At 63.7% G+C, this 24795-nt stretch carries 23 protein-coding genes; 7 read left to right on the top strand and 16 right to left on the bottom strand.

All coding sequences use genetic code 11. The features are described from left to right. Nucleotides 1–23 precede the first annotated feature (23 nt). From AB3X96_RS08480 to AB3X96_RS08460, 5 genes are all read left to right on the top strand, one after another. Nucleotides 24–806: an ABC transporter substrate-binding protein gene (locus AB3X96_RS08480; RefSeq protein ID WP_176107730.1), complete on the top strand. Its 783-nt coding sequence runs from the start codon at nt 24–26 to the stop codon at nt 804–806. Nucleotides 807–1072: 266 nt separating this feature from the next. Beyond that, nucleotides 1073–2188 carry a succinylglutamate desuccinylase/aspartoacylase family protein gene (locus AB3X96_RS08475; protein WP_368589344.1) on the top strand — a complete coding sequence of 372 codons (1116 nt, stop codon included), beginning with the start codon at nt 1073–1075 and terminating at the stop codon, nt 2186–2188. A gap of 329 nt (nt 2189–2517) precedes the next feature. Next, complete coding sequence (locus AB3X96_RS08470; RefSeq protein WP_368589489.1) at nt 2518–3699, top strand: porin; 1182 nt, start codon at nt 2518–2520, stop codon at nt 3697–3699. 303 nt (nt 3700–4002) lie between these two features. Then, nucleotides 4003–5295, top strand: coding sequence for an MFS transporter (locus AB3X96_RS08465; protein ID WP_368589343.1), 1293 nt, complete (start codon nt 4003–4005; stop codon nt 5293–5295). A gap of 43 nt (nt 5296–5338) precedes the next feature. Then, nucleotides 5339–6391, top strand: coding sequence for a serine hydrolase domain-containing protein (locus tag AB3X96_RS08460; protein WP_368589342.1), 1053 nt, complete (start codon nt 5339–5341; stop codon nt 6389–6391). 86 nt (nt 6392–6477) lie between these two features. Here the strand turns inward: AB3X96_RS08460 and AB3X96_RS08455 are convergent, their stop codons facing one another. The 4 genes from AB3X96_RS08455 to AB3X96_RS08440 all read right to left on the bottom strand — a co-directional run bounded on the left by AB3X96_RS08455 (nt 6478) and on the right by AB3X96_RS08440 (nt 10773). After that, entirely contained in the window at nt 6478–8211 is a 1734-nt protein-coding gene (locus tag AB3X96_RS08455; RefSeq protein WP_368589341.1) for an IlvD/Edd family dehydratase, read from the bottom strand. A gap of 226 nt (nt 8212–8437) precedes the next feature. After that, nucleotides 8438–8863, bottom strand: coding sequence for a DUF1801 domain-containing protein (locus AB3X96_RS08450; protein WP_368589340.1), 426 nt, complete (start codon nt 8861–8863; stop codon nt 8438–8440). A gap of 121 nt (nt 8864–8984) precedes the next feature. Continuing rightward, the gene (locus tag AB3X96_RS08445) at nt 8985–9839 is read right to left on the bottom strand and encodes a lysostaphin resistance A-like protein (RefSeq protein ID WP_368589339.1); all 855 of its coding nucleotides are present in this window, start codon (nt 9837–9839) and stop codon (nt 8985–8987) included. Between the two features lie 142 nt (nt 9840–9981). Next, the gene (locus AB3X96_RS08440; RefSeq protein WP_176107723.1) at nt 9982–10773 is read right to left on the bottom strand and encodes a DUF899 domain-containing protein; all 792 of its coding nucleotides are present in this window, start codon (nt 10771–10773) and stop codon (nt 9982–9984) included. 241 nt (nt 10774–11014) lie between these two features. On the opposite strand from AB3X96_RS08440, the gene AB3X96_RS08435 reads away from it, so the two are divergent. Beyond that, nucleotides 11015–11458 carry a VOC family protein gene (locus AB3X96_RS08435; protein ID WP_368589338.1) on the top strand — a complete coding sequence of 148 codons (444 nt, stop codon included), beginning with the start codon at nt 11015–11017 and terminating at the stop codon, nt 11456–11458. A 55-nt stretch (nt 11459–11513) separates the two neighbouring features. On the opposite strand, the gene AB3X96_RS08430 is transcribed toward AB3X96_RS08435, so the two are convergent. From AB3X96_RS08430 to AB3X96_RS08390, 9 genes are all read right to left on the bottom strand, one after another. Further along, nucleotides 11514–11891 (bottom strand): BON domain-containing protein, encoded by a 378-nt coding sequence (locus AB3X96_RS08430; protein ID WP_368589337.1) that lies wholly within the window; start codon nt 11889–11891, stop codon nt 11514–11516. A gap of 30 nt (nt 11892–11921) precedes the next feature. Further along, nucleotides 11922–13067 (bottom strand): porin, encoded by a 1146-nt coding sequence (locus AB3X96_RS08425; RefSeq protein WP_368589336.1) that lies wholly within the window; start codon nt 13065–13067, stop codon nt 11922–11924. A 139-nt stretch (nt 13068–13206) separates the two neighbouring features. Continuing rightward, complete coding sequence (locus AB3X96_RS08420) at nt 13207–14832, bottom strand: 3-(methylthio)propionyl-CoA ligase (RefSeq protein ID WP_368589335.1); 1626 nt, start codon at nt 14830–14832, stop codon at nt 13207–13209. Next, on the bottom strand, nt 14820–15194 hold the full coding sequence (locus AB3X96_RS08415; RefSeq protein ID WP_368589334.1) for a Rieske (2Fe-2S) protein: 375 nt from the start codon (nt 15192–15194) through the stop codon (nt 14820–14822). Before AB3X96_RS08415 ends, AB3X96_RS08420 begins: the two co-directional genes overlap by 13 nt. 32 nt (nt 15195–15226) lie before the next feature. Beyond that, nucleotides 15227–15793 (bottom strand): alpha/beta hydrolase, encoded by a 567-nt coding sequence (locus AB3X96_RS08410; RefSeq protein ID WP_176107718.1) that lies wholly within the window; start codon nt 15791–15793, stop codon nt 15227–15229. A gap of 18 nt (nt 15794–15811) precedes the next feature. Next, complete coding sequence (locus AB3X96_RS08405) at nt 15812–16660, bottom strand: TauD/TfdA family dioxygenase (protein ID WP_176107717.1); 849 nt, start codon at nt 16658–16660, stop codon at nt 15812–15814. Between the two features lie 10 nt (nt 16661–16670). Beyond that, nucleotides 16671–17651, bottom strand: a complete 981-nt coding sequence (locus tag AB3X96_RS08400) for a quinone oxidoreductase (protein ID WP_368589333.1) — start codon at nt 17649–17651, stop codon at nt 16671–16673. A 106-nt stretch (nt 17652–17757) separates the two neighbouring features. Then, a complete protein-coding gene (locus AB3X96_RS08395; protein ID WP_368589332.1) occupies nt 17758–19080 on the bottom strand; it encodes an MFS transporter in 1323 nt (440 codons plus the stop codon). Nucleotides 19081–19234: 154 nt separating this feature from the next. Further along, nucleotides 19235–20290 (bottom strand): 3-keto-5-aminohexanoate cleavage protein, encoded by a 1056-nt coding sequence (locus AB3X96_RS08390; RefSeq protein ID WP_368589331.1) that lies wholly within the window; start codon nt 20288–20290, stop codon nt 19235–19237. A 241-nt stretch (nt 20291–20531) separates the two neighbouring features. Between AB3X96_RS08390 and AB3X96_RS08385 the strand changes: the two genes are divergently transcribed. Continuing rightward, complete coding sequence (locus AB3X96_RS08385) at nt 20532–21533, top strand: AraC family transcriptional regulator (protein WP_368589330.1); 1002 nt, start codon at nt 20532–20534, stop codon at nt 21531–21533. A gap of 73 nt (nt 21534–21606) precedes the next feature. Here AB3X96_RS08385 and phaC read toward each other — a convergent pair whose 3' ends face one another. From phaC to AB3X96_RS08370, 3 genes are read right to left on the bottom strand one after another with little or no spacing between them, the layout of a single operon-like run. Further along, nucleotides 21607–23349, bottom strand: coding sequence for a class I poly(R)-hydroxyalkanoic acid synthase (gene phaC, locus AB3X96_RS08380; protein ID WP_368589329.1), 1743 nt, complete (start codon nt 23347–23349; stop codon nt 21607–21609). Between the two features lie 14 nt (nt 23350–23363). After that, on the bottom strand, nt 23364–23834 hold the full coding sequence (locus AB3X96_RS08375; protein WP_368589328.1) for a MaoC family dehydratase: 471 nt from the start codon (nt 23832–23834) through the stop codon (nt 23364–23366). A gap of 24 nt (nt 23835–23858) precedes the next feature. After that, nucleotides 23859–24794, bottom strand: coding sequence for an electron transfer flavoprotein subunit alpha/FixB family protein (locus tag AB3X96_RS08370; protein WP_368589488.1), 936 nt, complete (start codon nt 24792–24794; stop codon nt 23859–23861). Nucleotide 24795 lies beyond the last annotated feature (1 nt).

Genomic DNA, 24795 nt, shown 5'->3' with positions numbered 1-24795 from the left:
AACTACACCCAGGAGTAAAAACAGTGAAAAAACTGCTAGCGGCTTTGACGGTTGCCTTGATTGCCACCGTCTCCATTGGCGCACACGCTAAAGATTGGTCGACGATCCGTTTTGGCGTTGATGCCAGCTATCCCCCGTTCGAGTCGAAAGGCGCAGACGGCAAGCTCGTTGGCTTCGATATCGATCTCGGCAACGAAATCTGCAAGCGCGTCGGTGCGAAGTGCGTGTGGGTGGAAAACGACTTCGACGGCATGATCCCGGCACTGAAGGCGAAGAAGTTCGACGGCGTGCTGTCGTCGATGTCGATGACGCCGCAACGCGCCGAACAGATCGCCTTCTCGTCGAAGCTGTTCAACACGCCGACGCGCCTCGTCGCGAAACAGGGCTCGGGCATCCTGCCGACCGCTGAATCGCTGAAGGGCAAGACGGTGGGCGTCGAACAGGGCACGATCCAGGAAACCTACGCGAAGACGTACTGGGAACCGGCGGGCGCGAAAGTCGTGCCGTATCAGAACCAGGACCAGGTCTACGCCGACCTGATCTCGGGCCGTCTGGACGCAGCGCTGCAGGACGCGGTGCAGGCTGACCAGGGCTTCCTGAAGACGCCGCGCGGCAAGGGCTTCGTGTTCGTCGGTCAGGACCTCAACGATCCGAAGATCCTCGGCAGCGGCGCCGGCATCGGCATGCGCAAGGAAGACACCGATCTGAAGGCCAAGGTCGACAAGGCGATCGCCGACATGATCAAGGACGGCACCTACAAGAAGATCGAGAAGAAGTACTTCGACTTCGACGTGTACGGCAGCTAAATCGCCGACGCGCGCCGCACGGCGCGCCGGCAGCTTGTCCGAAACGGGCTCCGCGATGCGGAGCCCGTTTTGTTTTGCGGCTCCACATCCAGCCACATGAAGCCACATCGTGGGGCATATCGGCTAAGATCGTGCAACGCGCGGTCGCCGGGAGACAGGTGGCCGCAGTTCGCGCACGCGGACCTCGCGCGCAGCCGGCGCGCACCTTTCCCCTTGCAATCAACAACCTAGCGCGGCCGCTACGAACGGGCCGCGAAGTCAAAACCATGCAAACCCAGACCCATCCGCTGATTGCCCCGTCGCTTGGCACCGCCCGTGAACTGACGAGTTTCCACTACGGTCCCGGCGGCGGACAGAAAATCTATATCCAGTCGTCGCTGCACGCGGACGAGCTGCCCGGCATGCTGGTGTCGTGGTCGCTGCGCCGCAAGCTGGCCGCGCTCGAGGCCGCGGGCAAGCTGCGCGGCGAAGTCGTGGTCGTGCCGGTGCCGAATCCGATCGGCCTGAACCAGCATCTGCTTGGCCAGATGCTCGGGCGCTTCGAAACCGGCAGCGCGCAGAACTTCAACCGCAACTTCTACGACCTCGCGGAACTCGTGCTGCCGACCATCGAGTCGCGTCTGACCGGCGACATAGATGAGAACCGCGCCGCCATTCGCGCGGCGATGCGCGAAGCGCTCGACGCGCAGAAGCCGACCACCGAACTCGGCTCGCAACGCCTCGCGCTGCAAAAACTCTCGTACGACGCCGACGTCGTGCTCGACCTGCATTGCGACTGGGAAGCCGCGATGCACCTGTATACCAATCCGGACCTGTGGCCCGAGGTCGAACCGCTCGCGCGCTACATCGATGCGAAGGCGTCGCTGCTCGCGCTGAACTCGGTCGGCAATCCGTTCGACGAGATTCACAGCTTCTGCTGGTCGGATCTGCGCGGCCGTTTCGGCGAGCGCTTCCCGATCCCGAACGGCGGCATCTCGGTCACGATCGAACTGCGCGGCCAGCGCGACGTGTCGTACGAGTACGCGGAAAAAGACGCGCAGGCGATCATCGAGTATCTGACCCTGCGCGGCGTGGTCGACGGCGAACCGGCGCCGCTGCCGCCGCTCGAATTCGCGGCGACGCCGCTCGCGGGCGCCGAGCCGCTCGTCGCGCCGATCAGCGGCGTGCTCGTGTATCGCTGCGAGGTCGGCACGTGGGTCGACGTGGGCCAGGAAATCGCCGACATCGTCGATCCGTTGACGGACCGCGTCGTCACGATCAAGAACACCGTGGCCGGCGTGCTGTACGCGCGGCATCTGGCGCGTTTCGCGACGGCCGGCCTCGAATTCGCGCGCATCGCCGGCGTGACGCCGTTCCGCAGCGGCTCGTTGCTGAGCAACTGACGCCACAGCCGCTGCGACCGCCGATGCCGTCGCAGCCGGCCATGTAACTGAATTTTCATGCAGCAGCCGAAGTAACCAATCGCCCGCCGCCTGGCGGGCGATCCGCTGCCACACGCCCCGCTTCGGTCCAGGGTCGATCGACCCGCCCCGCCACCGACACACCCGCCCCCGGTGCCCACGCAAAGTGTCGCGCCGACACGACACCGTGGAAAAAATTTTTTCCTGTCACATACCTTACTCAGCGTTCCCTTAAATTGCCGGCCATCGCGCGACGTTGCCGCAGAGCAGCGCGTCGCGATCGCCAAAATTCGCTAACTCGGAGAAGTATGTTGAACAAGAAAATCCTGACCGCCGCTACGCTTGCCGTCTTCGCCTCCGCCGCTCATGCACAAAGCACCGTCACGCTGTACGGCCTGATCGACGCGGGTATCAGCTACGTGAACAACTCGAAAACGTCCACCGGCCATGGCAGCCTGACCAAGTACGACGACGGCGTCGCGCAAGGCAGCCGTTGGGGTCTGCGTGGCACGGAAGACCTCGGCAACGGCCTGAAGGCGCTGTTCGTGTTGGAAAACGGCTTCAACAGCGGTAACGGCACCGCCGGCCAGGGCGGCGCAATGTTCGGTCGCCAGGCCTATGTCGGTGTGTCGCAGAACGACATCGGCTCGCTGACGTTCGGCCGCCAGTACTCGTTCTCGACCGACTATCTCGGCTCGAACTACTCGACCGGCGGCCTGACCGTCGCGGGCAACTACGCTTACCACATCAACGACGTCGACCAACTCACCTCGAGCCGTATCAACAACTCGGTCAAGTTCAGCAGCGCGAACTTCTCGGGCCTGACCTTCGGCGCGATGTACGGCTTCTCGAACACGGCAGGCGGCTTTGCCGGCACGCCGGGTACGGGCACGTCGGCTGCACCGGTTGCGGGTTCGTCGCGCGCTTACAGCTTCGGCGCGAACTATGCGAACGGCCCGTTCGGTATCGGCGCAGCGTACACGGACATCCGTTACCCGGGCCAGGCATCGCCGGCCTTCTCGACTTCGCTGGCTAACGTGAGCTTCCCGACGCTCGGCACCGGCCAGATCCAGGATCTGCGCTCGTTCGGCGTTGGCGGCCGCTACGCATTCGGTCCTGCGACGCTGTGGGCCCTGTACACGAACACGCGCCTCGCCCCGATCTCGGGTGGCTCGACCACGTTCGCAGCCTACGAAGCGGGCGCGAAGTACGCGGTCACGCCGGCTATCACGGCAGGCGCGGGCTACACGTACATGCACCTGAGCGGCGCGAACGTCGGTCACTGGAACCAGGTTAACCTGAGCGGCGACTACGCGCTGTCGAAGCGCACGGACGTCTACGTGCTGGGCATCTATCAGATCGCATCGGGCCACAACGCCGCAAGTGGCGACCTGCAGGCACAGATCGGTTCGAGCACGAGCTACTTCAACACGTCGGGCGTCGGCGCCGACAACCAGCTCGCGTTCCGCGTCGGCATGCGTCACAAGTTCTAAGCAGACGGTTCGCGGTGGGGAACACCTGTTCCCTGCCAGGCTGAATCGATGGAAAGCGCCCTATGGGGCGCTTTTTCCTTTTTGCGGCGCGAAATCGCTCAAGCAACGCCGGATTCCCGATCGCGCCCGTCAGCAATTCGACGCAGGCTGCGCTTTGCCGTTTCGGCAACGATATCTGCCCAATATTGTAATTGTCTATAAATATCGGCCACCCCAACATCGGGTCACACGCTTCGATCCCGCGCCCGCGCCGCTCACGCGACACTGCCGGCGCACCTCCCAATGCCGCCCGAGGACTTCGACATGAGCATGGACTCCGCCACCACCGCCGACGCGCTCGCGCGGCACACCTCGCGCTCGAGCGTATCGCGGCTGATTCTCGCGACCTCGATCGGCAACGCGCTGGAGTTCTACGATCTGGTCGTGTACGGCTACTTCGCGGCCGTGCTGTCGCGTACGTTTTTTCCGGTGCACGACCGCACCGTGTCGCTGCTGCTTACGCTCGGCACCTTCGCGCTGTCGTATCTCGCGCGACCGATCGGCGCGCTCGCACTCGGCTCGTTCAGCGACCGCAAAGGCCGCAAGGCCTCCCTGACGCTATCGATTGCAATGATGACGCTCGGCACCGGCATGATCGCGCTGATGCCGTCGTATGCGGCGATCGGCGTGCTCGCGCCGATCGGCGTATTCGCGTCGCGGCTGTTGCAGGGCTTCTCGGCGGGCGGCGAGTTCGGCAGCTCGACCGCGTTTCTGATCGAACATGCGCCCGAGCGCAAGGGCTTCATGGCGAGCTGGCAGTTCTCGAGCCAGGGCGCGAGTACGCTGCTCGCGTCGCTGTTCGGCGCGGTGTTGACAAGCACGCTGAGCACCGCGCAACTTGAAGGCTGGGGCTGGCGCATTCCATTCCTGTTCGGCCTGCTGATCGGTCCGGTCGGGCTGTACATTCGCCGCCGCATCGACGAAACGCCGGAATTCGAACGCGCGGAGAAATCCGCCGCGCCGGTGCGCGAACTGCTCGCGACGCAAAAGGAACAGGTGCTCGTGTCGATCGGCGCGCTCGTGCTGACCACCACGGCCAACTACATGCTGCTCTACATGCCTACCTACGCGGCGCGGCAACTCGGGCTCGCGCCGTCGTCGGGCTTTATCGCGACGCTCGCGGCCGGTCTGATCATGATGGTGCTCACGCCGATCGTCGGTCATCTGTCCGACAAGGTGGGCCGCGTGCGCATCATGCTCTGCGCCGGTGTGCTGTTCTTCGCGACCGTCTATCCGGCCTTCATGCTGATGAACGCGCATCCGTCGCTCGGCTCGTTGCTGGCCGCGGTCACGTGGGTCGCGATGCTGAAGGCGACCTACTTCGCGCCGATTCCGGCCATGATGTCCGAGCTGTTCCCGACCCGCACGCGAACGACCGGCATGGCGTTCGGCTACAACATCGGCACCACCGTGTTCGGCGGCTTCACGCCGCTCGCGGTCGCCGCGCTGATCGCGGCAACCGGCAATAACCTCGCACCCGGCCTCTATCTGATGCTCGCGGCCGTGCTCAGCCTTTTCACCGTGATGTGGGCACGCGTGCGACTGCACGCACGCTGAGTCCCTGGCTGGCGAGCTTCGTCGAACCGACAGGACCTTTTCCATGCAAGACCGTTTGCAACAAGCCGTGCAGTTCGCGGTGGATCATGAATCGCTTTGGGACCGCCACGTGGGTGGCGCGTGGGGTGTGCACGTGAACGACCCGCCGCCGTGGAACAAGCTGCTCGGTCCCGTGCATGATCGCGGGCCGGTATCGGGTGCGATCGCCGTCGACGGCCGCGTGCTGACGAGCTGGGGCGAACCGGATCGCGCCGATCTCACTTTCAGCGTGGCGAAGATGTACCTCGCGCTGCTCGCCGGCGTTGCGTACGATCGCGGCCTGTTGCCCGACGTCGATGAGCCGGTGCGCGTGCGCGTGCCCAACATCGGCTTCGACGACGAACACAACGCGCCGGTCAGCTGGGCGCATCTGCTGCAGCAAACCAGCGAATGGCGCGGCACGTACTTCGGTTTGTCGGATCAGGCGGATCACTACCGCGCGGTCAATTTCGCCGCGCCGCCCGATGGCAAGAAAGGCGACCCGCGTCCGCTGCAACGGCCGGGCAGCTACTGGGAATACAACGACGTCCGCATCAACCAGTTCTCGCTCGCACTGCTGCATCTGTTCCGTCAGCCGCTGCCCGAGGTGTTTCGCGAAGCGATCATGCGGCCAATTGGTGCGAGCGAAAACTGGCAATGGGTCGGCTACGACGACGCTTGGGTCGAAATCGACGGGCGACGCATGCAGTCAGTGCCGGGCGGCACGCACTGGGGCGGCGGCATGTCGGTGAGCGCGAACGATCAGTTGAAGGTCGCGCAGATGCTGCTCGATGACGGCGTCGCGAACGGCCAGCGCGTGCTGTCGTCCGAATGGATCGCGCGCATGCGTACGCCGTGCGCGATCGCGCCGTTCTATGGCTACCTCGTGTGGCTCAACACCGGGCGCAAGGTGTTCCCGAACGTGCCGGAGTCGAGCTACTTCGGCATCGGCGCGGGAAGTTCGTTCACGTGGGTCGAACCGGAGCGGCGCATGACGGTGGTCGTGCGCTGGCTGAATCCGGCCGCGGCCAACGAGTTTTTCGGGCTTGTGCTCGACGCGGTCGATAACCTCGGCTGATAGCCACCAATCAAAAAAATGCGGGCGATGCACGAATGCATCGCCCGCATGATCATGGTTCGAGCCGTTATCGTTGCAACGGCGCGTCAGTGCGAATGCCGCGGCACCGCGGAGCCTCGACACCCAACGAGGAAGTCGAGGTCGCAGCCCTCATCGGCCTGCAACACGTGATCGATATATAGGCGCCGGTAGCCGCCACCTTCCGGCGGCTCGGGCGGCACATGCTTCGCGAGACGGCGCTCGAGCTCCGCGTCGCTGATATCGAGGTGCAGCGTGCCCGCGTCACAGTCGAGCTCGATCCAGTCGCCGTCCTGCACCGCGGTGAGCGGGCCGCCGGCCGCCGCTTCCGGCGTCACGTGCAGCACCACGGTACCGTACGCGGTGCCGCTCATGCGCGCATCGGAAATCCGCACCATGTCCTTCACGCCCTGCTTCAGCAGCTTCGGCGGCAGCCCCATGTTGCCGACTTCGGCCATGCCCGGATAACCCTTCGGCCCGCAGTTCTTCATCACCAGCACCGAGTTCGCATCGACCTCGAGCGTTTCGTCGACGATGCGCGACTTGTAGTGCTCGAAGTTCTCGAACACGACCGCGCGTCCGCGATGCTTGAGCAACTCGGGCGTCGCCGCCGACGGCTTCAGCACCGCGCCGCGCGGCGCGAGATTGCCGCGCAGCACGCGAATGCCGCCGTCGGCGACGAGCGGCTTGTCGAGCGGCCGGATCACTTCGTCGTTGGTGTTGGGCGCATCCTTCACGTTGTCCCACAGCGACTTGCCGTTGACCGTCAACGCCTCCGGATGCGGCAGCAGGTTCGCTTCGCCGAGCCGGCGCAGCACGGCCGGCAGACCGCCCGCGTAATAAAACTCTTCCATCAGGAAACGGCCCGACGGCATCAGGTCGACGATCGTCGGCGTGTCGCGGCCGATGCGCACCCAGTCGTCGAGTTCGAGATCGACACCGATGCGCCCCGCGATCGCCTTCAGATGAATCACCGCATTGGTCGAGCCGCCGATTGCCGCATTGACGCGAATCGCGTTGGTGAACGCCTCGCGCGTGAGGATCTTCGACAGCTTCAGGTCTTCGAGCGCCATCTCGACGATGCGGATGCCCGACATATGCGCGAGCACGTAGCGGCGCGAGTCGACCGCGGGAATCGCCGCGTTGTGCGGCAGCGACGTGCCGAGCGCCTCGGCCATGCAGGCCATCGTCGACGCGGTGCCCATCGTGTTGCAGGTGCCCGCCGAGCGCGACATGCCCGCCTCGGCCGACAGAAACTGATGCAGATCGATCTCGCCGGCTTTCAGCGATTCGTGCAGCTGCCACACCGCGGTGCCCGAGCCGATGTTCTTGCCGTCGAGCTTGCCGTTCAGCATCGGGCCGCCGGTCACGACGATCGCCGGCACGTCGCAGCTCGCCGCGCCCATCAAGAGCGCGGGGGTCGTCTTGTCGCAGCCGGTCAGCAGCACCACCGCGTCGATCGGATTGCCGCGGATCGCTTCCTCGACGTCCATCGCCGCGAGATTGCGCGTGAGCATCGCGGTCGGACGCAGATTCGATTCGCCGTTCGAAAACACCGGGAACTCGACCGGGAAGCCGCCCGCTTCGTAGATGCCGCGCTTCACATGCTCGGCGAGCTTGCGAAAGTGCGCGTTGCACGGTGTCAGCTCGGACCACGTGTTGCAAATACCGATCACAGGGCGTCCGTCGAACTCATGATCCGGGATGCCCTGATTCTTCATCCAGCTTCGATACATGAAGCCGTTCTTGTCAGCCGTGCCGAACCATTCGGCCGAGCGCAATTTCCGCTTTTTTTCCGACATGCTAGGTCCTTGATGCATGCGCCGGGACCCTCACCGGCATATTTGACTGAAGCGGCCCACCCGGCGCCACGGCGCAAGGCTTGCCGCTCAATGTCCAGGGATGGTGAAGTGTACGGAGCGGGGTGATATCTTTCCAATTATATTTTGGGCGATATCGATATCAGTTCTGGTATCAATCCGCTGGCTCTGGCGGCGCGGCGGGGCCGGCGAGCAGACCGTGCCGGCTTCAGGCGTCGCCGGGCGCCGGCTTACGGATGGCTTTCGGTACGGCGCCGCGCGCATTCTTCTTCAGATGACTCTGGTTATAGTCGATCGCGGCGCGGATCAGCGCTTTCAGTGCGCGCTCGTCGACCTCGTCGCTCTCGAAGAAGTCGATCGCGCGCCGCGCGTTGCCTTCGAGGCCCGCGTTGAACAAGCCGTGCGGGTCGGCCAGGCCCGCCCCATGCGCGAAGGTCAGCTTGACCTTACCCTTGTGCGCGTTGGCGACCGCGATCATGCCGTCGCGCGACCAGACCGGACTACCCATCCACTTGAATTCCTCGACGATCGCCGGGTCCGCCGCCAGCACGCATTGACGGATGCGAGCGAAGGTCGCGCCGCGCCAGTCGGTGAGTCCTGTGATCAGTTCGTCGATACGTTCGGATGCGTTCATCGGCGTGTGGCCCTCGTAAGCGGAGAAACGTCGTGGTTGAACCGTCGGGATGCCGCAACGATCCAGTCATTGGTAATCTTCGCCTGGATTCGCGGCCAGCGCACGGCCGATCCACGTCGTTTCACAGTTTGCTCGCGGGCTGCAGCATCGGATACGTGAAGAAGAAAAAGTGGACCACGTTCAGCCCGAAATGTGCGAGCAGCGCCGCAGATAATCCGCCGAAGCGATACGCCAGACCATAGCCGATGCCCGCCACACTTCCGAGCACGATCCACTGCCATCCGCCCGCGCCATGTGCGAGGCCGAACAGCGCGGCCGCCACGCATAGCGCGAGCAGGTCCGCCCTTTTCCAGCGCGCAAACAGTCGCGCCAGACCGCCTTGCAGATAGCCGCGAAACAACGCCTCTTCGGTAAGCGTGACGAGAAAGAGATTGTTCACCAACCACAGCACGCTGTCGGCGGGCCGCTTCGGCGCCCATCCGACGATCCCCAGCGACAACGCAACGGCCATGCAGGCCGCGACCGTGATCAGCCAACCGGCGACGCCGGCGACTAACCACGTGCGCAGCGCGTGCGGCGGCCGAATCCACGGCAAGGCGAGCAGCAGCCAGAAGCCGATCAGCGGCTTGTCGAAATTGAGGTACATCGTGAAGGGCACGGCATCCGGCGTGAAATGCACGGGGCCGATCACGCGTGGGTTATGAAAGCCGGGTAGCCAATGCAGGCTGAGCCCGATCGCGAGCGCGACGAACAGCAGATGGCCAGCGTATCGAACGTAACGCTGGCGAGCCGGCGACACCGCGTACGCGGCCACGCCGAGCAGCGCAATGGCGACGCTCGCGAAAGGGCCGAGTTGCCCGGTCGCCAACGCCGTGCCGTATCCGATCACGAGCAGGCCGACGCCCAGCCAGCGAAACGTGCTGGCCCACGTCGCCGGCGCGGCGAGGAAAATCGCGATCCACGGTAGTGCGAACATAGATAGGTTCGAAGTCAGGCTTGCAGTGATTGCTGTCTTTGCGTGCGAGCGTGACTCTAGCATTCAAATACCGCTGGACCGCGAGAACGGCCGTCCCGTACGTTGGCGAACGTCGTTTCTCCGAGTGACGATTCCTCAGGCGCTACTCGTCGTGCTTCCGAAATGCGGCCTCGCCGGCATCCGACACCTCGACCCACTTCGGATCGGGAGCCGCGCCGGGGACGTAAGTGTCGTTCCAGTTCCACCACTTGTACGGCCGGCTCTGTGGGTAGCCCTCCGGCGAATCCTCCCACGTCTCCTGCCGCCCGAGCGCCGTCATGTCGAGGTAGCTCCAGACCGTGCCCATCGCCTCGTCGCCACGCCCGTTAATGAAGTACGTTCGGAACACTCGCTCGCCGTCCCGGATGAACGCGTTGTGGCCGTGCCATTCGTCCACGCCGAAGTCGGCGTCGAAGCTGTCGGTGATCGTGTACCAGGGAATCATCTCCCAGCCCATCCGGGCCTTCAGCCGCGCAATATCGGCTTGCGGTGCGCGGGAAGCGTACACGAGGGTCGTGTCGCGAGCGTGCAAATGCGCAAGGTGGGAGACCTGATCGGCCCCCAGGGAACAGCCAATGCACGCGTGCTCTGGCCATCCGTGCACGCCGGGCTCGAAAAAGGCGCGATAGATGACCAGCTGACGGCGGCCTTCGAAGAGATCGAGCAGGCTCACTCTGCCTTGCGGCCCGTCGAACGCATACGCTTTTTCCACTGCAAGCCATGGCATCCGACGCCGCTCGGCGGCCAGCGCGTCGCGGGCACGTGTCAAGGCTTTCTCCTTGACGAGCAACTGCTCGCGCGCGGCCTCCCACTCTTGCCGCGACACGACCGGCGGTGTCTTCATCGCAGGCTGTCCATCTTTCCCACTCTTCTCAGGTGACTTGTTCGTCGTCATCGCAACCTCCGGGTTAGAGCGATGTCCTGTGCGTTCGGGTCGGAAGGCGATTCGCTCGCCTTGCATCGCTCGCTGTTGATGAAGGTTCAGTTTACGCCGCCGGTCATCGAGTGATGGGAGTGACAAATGTGGCGCGATTCCGGATTCACGGTGGGCCAATCCCGGCTGTCGATTTCTAATGTAATCTGCCGCAACGACCATGACGTCCCAGGAATCATTCGCCCACCACCTGGAGGTGACGATGAGCGCGATCCACGAGGTCTACCCCTATCTGCACGTGCGCAATGCCGCGCAGGCGATTGAGTTCTACGCACAGGCATTCGGCGGCATCGAACAGTTTCGCCTGACCGAGCCAGGCGGCCGCATCGGTCATGCCGAAGTGAAGATCGGTCCCGCGATCGTGATGCTGTCCGATGAATATCCCGAGCACGACATGCTCGGCCCGAGCGGCGACAGCCGGCCGGGCGTGCTGCTGCATATCCACTGCGACGACGTCGACCAGCTATTCGCACAAGCGGTCAAAGCGGGCGCAACCGTGGTCCTCCCGCTAACCGATCATTTCTATGGCGAGCGCTCGGGGACAGTGCGCGATCCGTTCGGACACGAATGGCAGCTCGGCGCGCAGATCGAAGCGCTCACGCCTGAAGAGATGCAGCGCCGTTACACGGCGCTGTTCGACGGCTAGTGGGTTATTGTAGTGAGCTCCTTGCGCTTTGATTCCCCCGATGCGTGAGCTCTTTTTACTGCCCGCCGAACGGCTTTTGCACGGTAAGCTTGTTGGTCACCGAAGTCACCCCCGGAACGCCCTTCGCGATCTCCGCGACCTGATTGATCTGCGAAGCGTCGGTGACCGTGCCGCTCAGCGTCACCGCGCCGCCTTTTGCGATGACGCTGATATTGCCGGCGCTGATCTCCTTGTGCTTGCCGATCGCGGCATACACCTGCCGACGCAGCGCGCGATTCGCTTGCCTCGGGCTGGCGGGAGCGGCCGCGCTACCTGACATCGCGGGCGCGCCCGAAGCTGCGCTGGCTGTCTGGCCCGACTGCGACCATGCGCTGCCCGACGCGGCCAGAATCAATGTGGCAATCGCCAACGCGCGTGCCTGAATGCTTTTCATCGAATACTCCAGTTGTTATAGGTGACGTAATCAGAAGCTGTGGCGGATGCCGACCATAGCCGCCGTCGTGGACACGCCGGGCGCAACCGGGGCGCCATAGATGATGGTCTGGTTCATGGTCCCCTTGTTGGCCACATAACCCACCTGCGCGTAAGCCTTGGTGCGCTGGGACAGGTTGTATTCCGCGCCCACCGCGAATTCGCTCGAATGGTTCGCCGAGTTGTTCTTGTCTTTCAGGTAGTAGTACCCGGACGTGACCTTGAAACGCGGATTGAACTGGTAGCCAAGGCCCCCCGAAATCATTTCGAAGTCCGCGGTGTTGCTATGCGCCGGGTTCTTGCCGGCGCCATACGAGGCCGACACCGAAAATCCGGCGATCGTGTACATCGCACCGAAATAGTAGAAACGGTTGTTCGCCAGCCCGGTCGCAGGGATGGCGGGTGCCGCCGGGTACGTGATCGGGAACGGGTTGGTATCGTGGCCGTTGTAATACACCGCGGACAGATTCAAACCGTAGTTCGAATACCTGGCCACGGCCGACTCGCGCGTGCCGCCCTGGAAATGACCGGCGACGCCGCCCGGTGCGTACTCGAGCGCAAGTGACGCGCCGTGGAATTTCGGCGAGTTATAGACGAGCGCGTTGCTGTCGTACAGCGCGCCGATCGGCGCGTTCGTGCTCGTACCCGGCCAGCCGGCCGCCTGATTGATGCCCAGCCAAGCGGTCAGAATACTGCCGAAATACTGCGCGCCGCGCACGTCGGTTTCCGCCATCGCGTAGATCATCGGAATGATCTGCCGGCCGGCGTCGAAGGTACCGAAGGGTCCAGATACGCCGATCGTCGCGAACTGGTTGAAGATCGCGGTGGTGCCCGGCGTATCGGACAGGCCGAACTTGCCGTTCGTGGAATTGAATACGCCCTGCAGCTTGAAATTGACCTTATAGCCGCCGCCGATGTCCTCGCTGCCTTTCAAACCCCAGAAGCTCGCATAGATACCGCCGTCCTTCAGCTGATAAATCTTGCCCGTGTTCGGCGCGTGCGGCAGGAAGGTGGCCGCCGAAGTGCTCTGATACAGGAAACCCGTATCGATCACGCCATAGAGCGTCACTGACGACTGCGCATGAGCTGCGGTGGCGAAAATGGCCAACACGATAGCGCTGCTTGTCTTTAACTTCATTGTGTCTCCTTCGCGTACCGGCGGTGGCGCAAAAGCCCATGCTGCGGTCGCTTCAAATGATTGGTGATTTTGTGTGCGCCCGGGCGTGACCGGCCGCGTTGTTGCGTGAATCGAACCGCGTCGCTGCGCAAGCCGTGCGTCAGGGCAAGTAGTAATTCCCGTATTGATCGCGTAACTGGTTCTTCAGCACCTTGCCGGTTGCGCCGATAGGCACCGTGTCGACGAACACCACGGCATCGGGAGTCCACCAGCGCGCGACCCGGCCGTTGAAGAAGGACAGCAGTTCGTCGCCGGCCAGCTCGCTGCCCGGCTTTTTCACGACCAGCAGCAGCGGCCGTTCGTCCCACTTCGGATGCCGCGCGGCGATACACACCGCAGTCGAGACTTCCGGATGCAGATACGCGACGTTTTCGATGGCCGCCGAACTGATCCATTCGCCGCCCGACTTGATCACGTCCTTGCTGCGATCGGTGATCTGCATGAAGCCGTGACGGTCGATCGTCGCGATGTCGCCGGTCGGAAACCAGCCGTCGCACAGCGGCGACTCGACGTCGTCGCCGAAGTACTGTTGCGTGACCCAGTGGCCGCGCACCTGCAGATCGCCAGCGCTCTCGCCGTCCCACGGTAATTCATTGCCGTGCGAGCCGACGATCCGCATGTCGATGCCGAACAGCGCACGTCCCTGCTTTGCCTGCACCCGGTATTGCTCGTCCATCGGCAGCGACTGCTGATGCGCCTTGAAGCTGCAGACCGTGCCGATCGGGCTCAATTCGGTCATGCCCCACGCGTGCAGCACCTCGACCCGATGGCGCTTCTGGAACGCCTCGGTCATCGCGGTCGGACACGGCGCGCCGCCGATCACCGTGCGCCGCATCGACGAGAAGGTGCCGCCCATCGCATCGACATGCGTGAGGAGTCCCTGCCACACGGTCGGCACGCCGGCCGACAGCGTCACGTGTTCCGTCTCGATCAGTTCATAGAGCGACTTGCCGTCGAGCGCGGGCCCCGGAAACACCAGCTTCGCGCCGACCATGCAGGCGATGTAGGGCAGTCCCCACGCGTTCACATGGAACATCGGTACGACCGGCAGAATCACGTCGCGCGCGGAACAGTTCAGCGCATCGGGCAGCGCTGCCGCGTAGGTGTGCAGCACGGTAGAGCGATGGCTGTACAGCACGCCCTTCGGATTGCCGGTGGTGCCCGACGTGTAGCACAGCGACGACGCGCTGTTTTCGTCGAGCAGCGGCCATTCGAAGACGTCGTCGTGCAGCTCCAGCAGATCTTCGTAGCAGATCAGCATGCCGTCCAGCTCGTTCGCTTTCGGCATGTGCGCGCGATCGGTCAACGCCACGAATACCTTCGGGCTCTTCACCCGGGGCGCGACGCTCTCGATCAGCGGCAGAAACGTCAGGTCGAAGAACACCACACGATCTTGCGCATGCTCGATGATGTATTCGAGCTGGTCGACGTGCAGTCGCGGGTTCAGCGTATGCAGCACGGACCCGGAGCCCGATACCGCGAAATACAGCTCCATGTGGCGATAGCCGTTCCACGCGAGCGTCGCGACGCGCTCGCCCTGGCCGACGCCGAGCGTTGCCAGCGCGTTGGCCATGCGGCGCGCGCGCTGCGCGAGGTGCCGATACGAATAACGATGGACGTCTCCTTCCACGCGTCGCGACACGATTTCCTGTTCGCCGTGATGGCGTTCCGCGTGCGTGAGCAGCGCGGACACCAGCAGCGACTGCTGCATCATCAAGCCTTGCATCTTTCCGTCTCCTGGGTTGTGGTGTCTCGCTCATGCGAGGGCGTCGCATTCGGCTCGTCGAGACTCACCACCACCTTTGAATTCATTATTTCGACCGGGAAAGTCGTCACACTCAATCCGCCTGTTCCCGCCATGCAGCCCGTGCGCACGTCGAAGCGCAGACCGTGCGCCGGACAGCGCAACATGCAACCTTCCAGCTGGCCGCTCGAAAGCGCGGCCCCGTTGTGCGGACAGGTGTTGTCGATGGCGTGAAGCGTGCCTGCGATGTTGAACAGCACGATGCTGCGGCCATCGATGAAGGCCAGCTTGCGCTGGCCCGGCGCGAGTTCGCCGGCGCCCCCCACCACGATCCGACGCGACATTTCAGGCTCCTTCTGATCCGACGCTAGCCGCGTCACATCAGCACCAGGCGGCGAATCAATGTCTCCGCCATCGGCCATTCGCCAAAGCCCGAAGCGGGATTGAGGTGCCCGACTTCGCCGAGATCGACGAGGCGGCTGCCCCAGTCCTGCGCCATGTCCTGCACCCGCTCGAACCGTGCGAGCGGATCGTTGCGGCTCGCGCCGACGATGCTCGGAAACGGCAGACGCTTGCGCGGAATCGGCAGCCAGCCGTTCTGCTCGAGCGTATCCAGCTCCGGATAGCCCGCCGGCATCGGCGTCTCGAGGTCCGCGGGCGCCGCGAGCAGCGCGCCGTGAATCTCGCGCTTGTGCTGCGCCGCCCAATGCACGGTGATCATCACGCCCGCGCTATGCGCGACCAGAATGACCGGGCCGTCGATTCTCGCGAGCGCGGCATCGAGCGCCGCAACCCGTGCCGCGCAACTGAGCTTGTCGTGTTCGAGCGGCGGCACCGACAGCGCTTTCGGCAGCCGTTGCTGCAACAGGGTTTGCCAATGCTCGGCGACGTGGTCGCGCAAACCCGGGACCATCAGAATGGTCGGTTTCAATTCGTAATTCATGGGAAGCTACTTGCTGGTTCAGTACGGCTTGTCGCCGATGATGCCGGCGCGTTCCATCTTGCGATGACACGGCGGGTAATCCATCACCGCATAGTGCTGCGTGCTGCGGTTGTCCCAGATCGCGATGCTGTTCTTCTGCCAGCGCCAGCGGACCTGGTACTCGGGGATGTACGCCTGGCTGATCAGATAGCGCAGCAGATCGCCCGCTCCCGGATTCGCGTCCTGACCGAAGCGCACCCGCTCCGGCGTATGAAAGTTCGTGAAATGGCTCGTGAAAGCGCTCACGAACAGCACCTTCTCTTCCGTTTCCGGATGCGTGCGCACGACCGGATGCTCCGCGTCCGGAAACTGCGCCTTCAGCGCCAGACGCTTTTCGATCGGCATCGCGGCACCGAAGCTCGCCTCGATGCTGTGGCGCGCGCGCAGGTCCGCGATCTGCGCCTTCACGTACGCCGGCAGATTTTCGTAGGCGAGGACCATGTTCGCCCACATCGTGTCGCCGCCGACGGGCGGACACTCGACACAGCGCAGCACCGCACCGAACTGCGGCTTTTCGCGCCACGTGGCATCGGCATGCCAAGCGTTTTCGTAACGGTCGTTGGGCTGGTCCGGGGTCTTGTAAATACGCACGAGGCCCGGATTTTGCGGATCGCTGCCCGCGACCGGATGGTCTTCCAGTTCGCCGAAGCGGCGCGCGAACGCCACGTGTTCGGCGCGTGTGATGTCCTGGTCGCGCAGGAACAGCACCCGGTGCTTCAGCAGCGCGGAGCGGATCTGGGCAAACAGGCCATCGTCGTAGATGGCGTGGGCAAGATTCACCCCGGTCAGCTCGGCGCCGATCGAGTACGTCAGTTGTTCGACTCGCATGGCTCGCTCCTTAGATAATGAACACCGACGAACCCGTCGTCTTGCGCGATTCCAGATCACGATGCGCTTGCGCCGCGTCCTCGAGCGCATAGCGCTGATTCAACTCGATCTTGATGCTGCCCGAGGCGATGAGCCCGAAGATGTCCCCGGCCAGCTCGTCCTTCTCGGCCGGATCGGCGATGTAGTCAGCCAGAGCCGGGCGGGTCAGATACAGCGAGCCTTTCATTGCCAGCAACTGCGGATTGAACGGCGGGATCGGGCCGGAGGCCGTGCCGACGCAAACCAGCAGACCGCGACGCTTCAGCGAGTCGAGCGAAGCCTCGAAGGTGTCCTTGCCGACGCTGTCGAACACGACATTCACGCCGACGCCATCGGTCAGTTCGCGTACGCGCTTCGCCACGTCTTCGCGGCTGTAGTTGATGATGTGATCGCAGCCGTGCGCACGGGCCACCTCGCCCTTGGCCTCGCTCGAAACCGTGCCGATCACGGTGAGACCCAGCAGCTTCGCCCACTGCGAAACGATCAGGCCGACACCGCCGGCGGCGGCATGCAGAAGGATCGTGTCGCCCACTTTGAAGGCGTGAATGCGGCGCATCAGGTACGCGGCGGTCAGGCCGCGCATGGTCATGCCGGCAGCCGTTTCGCAGTCGATCGCATCGGGCAGCCGGATCAGCGGCGCGGCCGGAATCAGGCGTTCGGTGCTGTACGCGCCGAGCGTGTTGAGGAAGCCCGTGTAGGTCACACGATCACCCACCGCGACGTTCGTGACGTCGGGGCCCACGGCCTCGACCACGCCCGCGGCCTCCACGCCCATTCCCGCGGGCAGCGGCACCGGATACAGGCCGCTGCGAAAGTACGTATCGGCGAAATTGAGTCCCACGGCCTGATGGCGCAGGCGAACCTGACCGGGACCAGGGTTGCCCACTTCGACGTCCTCGTAGCGCAGGACCTCGGGACCACCGGTTTCATGAAAGCGCACTGCCTTTGCCATGTTGACTCTCCAATTCTTTGCTTGATCTGCACTTCGCAGAATTCGTTGCGCCCGACGCGCATTACAGGTTCCGTTCTCCGCGCCGTCCGCGCGGCACCATCCGATGTCAGCGTGCGGCTTGCTCGCGCAGCGTGTTGAGCCGATCGAGATCGCCGGAGTAGTTCCGTTTGCCGATCATGAATGCGGCGGCTGCGACGAGCGGTGCGAACGGCACCAGTTGCAACGCGCCCAGCAGACCGATCCGGTCGGCGATGATTCCCGTCAGAACAGCCGCCGGCGCGAGGCCCAGCAGGTTGTTCGCGAGCGTCAGCGTCGCAAACGCCGAGGCGTGAATGGTCGGCGGCGTCAGGTTCGCCACCATCGCACCCGACGGGCCGCTCGCACCGGCGCAGAAGAACATGCCGACGCCGATCACGACCAGTTGCCACGGCCCCGCCGTCATGTGGAAGCCGATCGCGAGCAGGACGAAACAGGCGAGGCAGTAGGCGATCGCGGCACTCCACTTGCGTTGCCGCACGTTCTTGCTGAGCCGGTCGGCGAGGTTTCCGCACACCACCATGCCCACCCCGGTCACCAGCACGAACACCGCCGCGCACATCGCAGCCTTGCCTGTGGCCATGCCGTAGTAGCGATTCAGGAAGCTCGGCATCCACGCCCATACAGCGGCGGGAACCATCAGATGCAGACCGCTGCCCACATAGGCGCTCACCACGGACTTCGTCGAAAACAAGCCCTTCATCAGCTCGCGCAGGCTCATGCGCATGCCGCGCGTTTGCGTCTGCCTGGTCACGCTCGCCGGCTGCAGCGGCGCAAGACGCTTTTCGGTGACGACGAGGCGGTAGATCACGACCAGCACGATCCCCATCGCCGCCATCGCGCCGAATGCCGAGCGCCAGCCGAGGTGAGCCGCCACCGCGCCGCCGAGCGCCATGCCCAGCACCGAGCCGAACGCGCCGCCCGCCATGAAGGTGCCGGTCAGCGTGGAGCGCAGCCGCACCGGGAAGATGCTCAGGACAACTGCGATACCGACACTGCCATAAGCCGCTTCGCCGATCCCGACGAAGGCACGCGCCAGCAGCAACTGCCCATAGTTGGCCGAGATCGCGCAGCCCACCGTCGCGAGACTCCACATCGCCGCCATCAGCACGATGCTCTTCACGCGGCCCCAGCGGTCGGCCAGTACCGACAGCGGGAACGTGAGCACACCGACCATCAGCGCGACCACGCTGCTGAGCGAACCCAGCTGCGCATCGGACAAATTCCATGCCGCCTTGAGCGGCGGAAACACGGCATTCAACACCTGCCGCGACATATAGTCGGAAAGCAGCAATCCGACCGTCAACGCAAACACCACCCACGCATAAGCGCGCACATCTGTCTGAGCTGCCGAAACTTCGCCCGTCGTGGGCGCTGCATGCTGAACGAGCATGTTTAGTCTCCTTCCACGCTGACTCCGTGGCGGCCGCCTTGCCCGGCTGGGCCGACGACCTGTTATGGATTCAGCTATCTGCTCCCGCGATGCAGCGGGAGCGTTACCCATGAAGCCCGGCCTCGGCCAACGCGTCGGCCCGGACTTCCGGCATTCACGCCGCGCGAAGCGGCAGGTTCTTGACGCCGGCCTGGCGGTTCGGCGCCATCCCGTTGGCGCTGAGCGTTTCTTCGACCGTCTCGTACTGCACACCAATACGATAGATCTCGCGGGCTTCTTTACCAGTGGCGATTTCGCGGCCCAGTTCGCGCGCGACGCGCACGCACTGCTCGATCTGCTGCACCGACGTGAAGCGCTTACCGTGCTGATCGATGATCGTGTCCTCGATGCCGCAGCGCGGATGCAGGCCCATCGACATCGCCATCATGTTGAACGGCAGCACGTTCTTCAGCAGCGACTCGGCGGTGACCGTGCAGCCATCCGGCGCGCGATGCACGAAGTTGAAGAAGTTGAACGGATTCGGGCCGTCGAAGCCGCCACCGATGCCGATCCACGTCAGGTTCAGCGGGCCCTTGTAGACGCCCTTGCGCACGAGGCGCTCAAGCGTTTCGAGCGCGTGAATGCCGGTGAGCTGAAAGTGCGGCTGGATGCCCGAAGCCTGCAGGCGGCGCAGATGCTCCTCGACCCATGCGGGACCGGCCGGAACCGTCATTTCGCTGTAGGCGGCCATGAACGCGGGGTTGGAAAGCGAGGTGCCCGCCAGATACTCGGGATAGAGCAACTCCATGATGTTCATCTGCGTGGTATTGATCGCGACCGTCACCTGATCGGGCTTCGGATCGAGCTCCGCCAGCATATGGCGCGTATCGTCGGACAGCCACTTCGCGGCCTGTCCGTCGTCTTCCGGTGCGAACGAGATCGAGCCGCCGACCTGAATGATCATGTCGGGCACAGCGGTACGCACACCCGCGATCAGTTCATTGAACTTCGACAGCCGCTTCGAGCCCTTGCCGTCCAGTTCGCGCACGTGCAGGTGCAGTACCGTGGCGCCGGCGTTGTAGCAATCGACGGCCTTCTGGATCTGCTGGTCCATCGTCACGGGGATGTCTTCCGGGAAGTCCGCGGGCATCCATTCCGGGCCGTAAGGGGCAGTGGTGATGACTACCTTGTCCTGATTCTCAGGGTGCAGCGAATCGTCGAGAAATTGCATTTGATTGCCTCCATCCAGTTGTGAGTGACGGTGTTCCGCTATCGCGAGGTCGCATGAAAATTCGCTGGAACACATCGAACGACATGTGCACACGATACGGGAATCAAGCGCTACACTTTTATGATTGGACGCCATCCTTTTAGCGATTCGTGCCACTGCGCGTTAACACCAATAATTGCGCGAAGCAAGCGTTTAATGACTAGAAAAAGACTCAGCGGTTGAATCGTCCGGAGAAACTACGATGGAAACGATGGTGACGTCGGTAGCCATGAGCGGTTATTTCGAGGTGGCGCGACGGCTTGGACTGAACCCGGTCGAACTCGCGAAACAGGCCGGCATCGATGCCGGCGCGCTCGCGAATCCGGACGATCGCGTCTCGGCCACCGCCTGTTGCCGGCTGCTCGAAATGACGGCCGAGAAGGCGTCGTGCCCGACCCTCGCGCTGCAAATGGCGGAAACGCGGCAGACCTTCGGCAGCGGCGTGATCAATGTCCTGCTCGCGCACAAGCGCACGCTGCGCGAAGTGTTGCTGGCCGCGGCCGAATACCGTCATCTGCTCAACGAAGCGCTGGCGGTGTACGTCGAGGACGCGGATAAAACGGTCACCATTCGGGAGGAACTCGTCGTCGAACCGGGTACCCCAACGAAGCAGGCGATCGAACTGGCGCTCGGCGTCCTCGCGCGGCACTCCAGCGCTCTGCTCGGCAAGTTCTGGAAACCGCGCGAGCTCCATTTCACACACGCCGCACCCGCGGACCTGACGTTTCATCGGCGCTTCTTCGGTTGTCCGCTGCAGTTCGGCAGCGACTTCAACGGCTTCGTCTGCGCGAGCGCCGATCTCGACTACCCGAATCCGCTGGCCGATCCCGAACTCGTGCGCTATGCGGAGAGCCTCGCCTCGCCCAAGAACGCGAGCGCCGCGGAATCGGCCGCGCTGGAAGTCCGCAAGGCGATCTACCTGCTGCTGCCGCTCGAGCAGGCGAACGCCGAGCTGGTTGCACGTTATTTGCATCTGAGCGTGCGCACCATGCAACGGCAGTTGAGTTCGGCCGGCACCAGCTTTTCGGATCAGGTCGAGGAAGTCCGCGGCGAACTCGCGGTGCGCTACATGAGCAATCCCACCTACCCGATCGGACGGGTCTCGGCGCTGCTCGGCTACGCGCAACAGGGATCGTTCACGAACTGGTTCGTGTCGCGCTTCCACATGACGCCGCGCGACTGGCGCGCGAGCCATGCGAAGTGACGACGAAAAAAAACGGAGTGCGATGCACTGAACATCACACTCCGTCGTTGCCGCACACGCTATCACCGTCCGCTCATGCGGCGCGAAGCTTCACGTAGCGGCCCGGTGCGCTCTCGATAGCTTTGTACTTCCTATTGCCGAGCCTGGTGCGCGCTTCGACCTGCTCTCCGGAATGCTGCTTGACCCATTCGACCCAGTGATTCCACCAGCTGCCGCGCTGCTGAACCGACGTCGCGAGCCACTCGTCGGCGTTCTCGTTGCAGGTATCGTTGGTCCGGTAGCTGCGCTTGTTCTTCGACGCCGGATTGATCACACCCGCGATATGGCCGCTCGCCCCGAGCACGAACTCGGTTTGACCACCCAGTAGCTGCGTCGACTGATAGGCGGATCGCCACGGCACGATGTGATCTTCCTCGGCCGCCATCAGATAGCTTGGGATATCGACGTTGCCGAGATCCACCGGCGTGTTGCAGAACGTCAGTTTGTTCGGCACGCGCAGACTGTTTTCGAGGTACATGTTGCGCAGATAGAAGCTGTACATCGGACCGGGCAGATTGGTCGTGTCCGCGTTCCAGTACAGCAGATCGAACGCGGTTGGGGTTTTGCCTTTCAGGTAGTTGTTCACGACGTACGGCCAGATCAGATCGTTGGCACGCAGCGCCTGAAATACGAAGCCGAGTTCGCGGCCCGGATAAAGGCCGCCGCGGCCGATCGTATGCTCGCGCATCGCCACGCCCTGCTCATCGATGAACACGCCGAGATCGCCCGGATCGGTGAAGTCGAGCAGTGCCGTCAACAGTGTCAGGCTCGCCACCGAGTCGTCGCCGTTCGCACGCATGACCGCCAGCGCCGACGACAGCATCGTGCCGCCCACGCACCAGCCCAATGCATTGACCTGGTCGGCCCGGCTAATCTCACGCGCCACCTTGAGCGCCTGCATCACGCCGTCCTCGAGGTAGGCGTCCCACGTGGTCTGCGCCATGTCCTGCTGCGGGTTGCGCCACGACACGACGAACACCGTCAGGCCCTGCTCGCAGGCGAAGCGCACAAACGAATTCTCGGGCTGCAGATCCAGAATGTAGAACTTGTTGATGCACGGCGGAACGATCACGAGCGGCCGCGCGGCGACCTTCGAAGTCAGCGGATCGTACTGGATCAGCTGAAACAGATCGTTTTCATAAACCACCGCGCCACTGGAGGTGGCGACGCTACGGCCCACTTCGAACGCGCTTCGGTCGGTGATCGAAATCGAGCCGCTGCCCAGATCGTCGAGCAGATGCGTGACGCCCGACAGCAGGCTAGAGCCGCCCGATTCCACTGCCTCCCGGAGGACCTCGGGATTCGTCGCGAGGAAATTCGCGGGGCTGGCGAGGTCGATGAACTGGCGCATGAAAAAGCGCAGCTTGTGCTTGCCCTTTTCGTCGAGCGCGCTTGCCTCGACGAAGTCCGCGAGCGTCCTGGCGTTGATCAGATAGCTCTGTTTCAGAAGGCTGTACCAGCCGTTGCTGGACCAGTCGTCGGCGTGAAAGCGCCGGTCTCCCGGCTCGGGCTCGGCGACCGCCTTCAATTCCGTGCGCCCGCCGATCAATCCGGCGACGGCATCGCTCCACAGTTGAGCCTGCTGTTGCAGGTAGTGGGCGCTCGTGTGGGTCACGGAGCCTCGCGCGAACGGCCCGTCGAAATCGAAGCCCGAGCCGTCGGTGTCATCCACCGACGCATCGAATTCATCCTTGAGCGGCGAAAACCGCCAGAAATCGAAGCCGGCCTTGACCCAGCCCGTAGAAAACTCTTGTGGCATGCTGAATGGCATTCTCATGGCGGGGCTCGCTATCATGCGTCGCTGACGGCGCAAGCCGCGTCCTCGACAACACGGTCGCGGCAGCTTGTCGGCATCACCGTGGCGTCGCCTTCGACCACCACCTTGCCGCCGACCGTGCAAACGGTGGACAGCACCACGCGGCGCTTGTCCTGAATCAGTTCCTTGACGGTCACTTCTGCCTGCACGGTGTCGCCGGGCCGGACCGGCGCCTTGAAGCGCAGGTTCTGACCGAGGTAGATCGTGCCCGGGCCGGGCAGTTGCCCCGCGAGCGCCGCGGAGATGATGCTGGCAGTCAGCATGCCGTGAGCGATGCGCCCCTTGAAGGGTGTGGTTTGCGCAAACTGCTCGTTGATGTGAACCGCGTTCATGTCTCCCGACGCGCTCGCGAAGAACAGAATGTCCGCCTCCGTGATGGTCTTGGCGAACCGGGCACTCATACCCGGTTGCAGGTCTTCGAAATCGTATCCGTTAAGCTCGTTCATGATTATTCCGCTTGCTGGGGGCGGTTAGCCGAGCGCCTGCTCGAGTTCCGGCACGATGGTGAACAGATCGCCGACGAGGCCGTAGTCGGCCACGCTGAAGATCGGCGCTTCTTCGTCCTTGTTGATCGCGACGATGACCTTACTGTCCTTCATGCCCGCGAGGTGCTGGATCGCACCCGAGATGCCGACCGCGACGTACAGTTGCGGTGCGACGATCTTGCCGGTCTGGCCGACCTGATAGTCGTTCGGCACGAAGCCCGCGTCGACCGCTGCGCGCGATGCGCCCAGTGCCGCGCCGAGCTTGTCGGCCAACGGCTCGAGCACCTTCGTGTAGCTCTCGCCATTGCCGAGACCCCGGCCACCGGACACGATGATCTTCGCGCTCGTCAGTTCCGGACGATCGAGCTTCGTCACTTCACGGCTCACGAACTGCGAGATGCCTGCGTCGGCTGCGGCTTCGATCTTTTCGACCGCTGCGCTGCCGCCTTCGGCCGCGACGGCGTCGAAACCGGTCGAGCGCACCGTGATGACCTTGATCGGATCAGCCGATTGCACGATCGCAATGGCGTTGCCCGCGTAGATCGGCCGCTCGAACGTGTCGGCGCTGTCCACCGCGGTGATGTCGCTGATCTGCGCGACGTCGAGCTTCGCGGCGATACGCGGCGCGACGTTCTTGCCGTACGCGGTAGCCGGCGCGAGGATATGCGTGTAGTTCCTGGCGATGGTCAGCACCGTCGCTTCGACGTTTTCTGCGAGACCCGCTTCGAGTTGCGGCGCGTCGGCGAGCAGTACCTTGGCGACGCCGGCGATCTTCGCTGCGGCATCGGCCGCGGCTTGCGCGTTGTGACCCGCGACCAGCACGTGAATATCACCGCCAATCTTCTGTGCCGCTGCGATCGTGTTCAGTGTCGCGGCCTTGATCGATGCATTGTCGTGTTCTGCTACTACCAGGTTAACCAGA

This window comes from Paraburkholderia sp. BR13439 (assembly GCF_040948805.1).
Lineage (GTDB): Bacteria > Pseudomonadota > Gammaproteobacteria > Burkholderiales > Burkholderiaceae > Paraburkholderia > Paraburkholderia youngii.
Note: the sequence above shows the minus strand (reverse complement) of the source record. Positions and strands in the feature narration are given on the sequence as shown.

Excerpts from the sequence above, each read along its gene's own strand:
- AB3X96_RS08475 (WP_368589344.1), top strand. The coding sequence starts at position 1,073 with ATGCAAACCCAGACCCATCCGCTGATTGCCCCGTCGCTTGGCACCGCC.
- AB3X96_RS08465 (WP_368589343.1), top strand. The coding sequence starts at position 4,003 with ATGAGCATGGACTCCGCCACCACCGCCGACGCGCTCGCGCGGCACACC.
- AB3X96_RS08460 (WP_368589342.1), top strand. The coding sequence starts at position 5,339 with ATGCAAGACCGTTTGCAACAAGCCGTGCAGTTCGCGGTGGATCATGAA.
- AB3X96_RS08455 (WP_368589341.1), bottom strand. The coding sequence starts at position 8,211 with ATGTCGGAAAAAAAGCGGAAATTGCGCTCGGCCGAATGGTTCGGCACG.
- AB3X96_RS08450 (WP_368589340.1), bottom strand. The coding sequence starts at position 8,863 with ATGAACGCATCCGAACGTATCGACGAACTGATCACAGGACTCACCGAC.
- AB3X96_RS08445 (WP_368589339.1), bottom strand. The coding sequence starts at position 9,839 with ATGTTCGCACTACCGTGGATCGCGATTTTCCTCGCCGCGCCGGCGACG.
- AB3X96_RS08440 (WP_176107723.1), bottom strand. The coding sequence starts at position 10,773 with ATGACGACGAACAAGTCACCTGAGAAGAGTGGGAAAGATGGACAGCCT.
- AB3X96_RS08435 (WP_368589338.1), top strand. The coding sequence starts at position 11,015 with ATGAGCGCGATCCACGAGGTCTACCCCTATCTGCACGTGCGCAATGCC.
- AB3X96_RS08430 (WP_368589337.1), bottom strand. The coding sequence starts at position 11,891 with ATGAAAAGCATTCAGGCACGCGCGTTGGCGATTGCCACATTGATTCTG.
- AB3X96_RS08425 (WP_368589336.1), bottom strand. The coding sequence starts at position 13,067 with ATGAAGTTAAAGACAAGCAGCGCTATCGTGTTGGCCATTTTCGCCACC.
- AB3X96_RS08420 (WP_368589335.1), bottom strand. The coding sequence starts at position 14,832 with ATGCAAGGCTTGATGATGCAGCAGTCGCTGCTGGTGTCCGCGCTGCTC.
- AB3X96_RS08415 (WP_368589334.1), bottom strand. The coding sequence starts at position 15,194 with ATGTCGCGTCGGATCGTGGTGGGGGGCGCCGGCGAACTCGCGCCGGGC.
- AB3X96_RS08410 (WP_176107718.1), bottom strand. The coding sequence starts at position 15,793 with ATGAATTACGAATTGAAACCGACCATTCTGATGGTCCCGGGTTTGCGC.
- AB3X96_RS08405 (WP_176107717.1), bottom strand. The coding sequence starts at position 16,660 with ATGCGAGTCGAACAACTGACGTACTCGATCGGCGCCGAGCTGACCGGG.
- AB3X96_RS08400 (WP_368589333.1), bottom strand. The coding sequence starts at position 17,651 with ATGGCAAAGGCAGTGCGCTTTCATGAAACCGGTGGTCCCGAGGTCCTG.
- AB3X96_RS08395 (WP_368589332.1), bottom strand. The coding sequence starts at position 19,080 with ATGCTCGTTCAGCATGCAGCGCCCACGACGGGCGAAGTTTCGGCAGCT.
- AB3X96_RS08390 (WP_368589331.1), bottom strand. The coding sequence starts at position 20,290 with ATGCAATTTCTCGACGATTCGCTGCACCCTGAGAATCAGGACAAGGTA.
- AB3X96_RS08385 (WP_368589330.1), top strand. The coding sequence starts at position 20,532 with ATGGAAACGATGGTGACGTCGGTAGCCATGAGCGGTTATTTCGAGGTG.
- phaC (WP_368589329.1), bottom strand. The coding sequence starts at position 23,349 with ATGAGAATGCCATTCAGCATGCCACAAGAGTTTTCTACGGGCTGGGTC.
- AB3X96_RS08375 (WP_368589328.1), bottom strand. The coding sequence starts at position 23,834 with ATGAACGAGCTTAACGGATACGATTTCGAAGACCTGCAACCGGGTATG.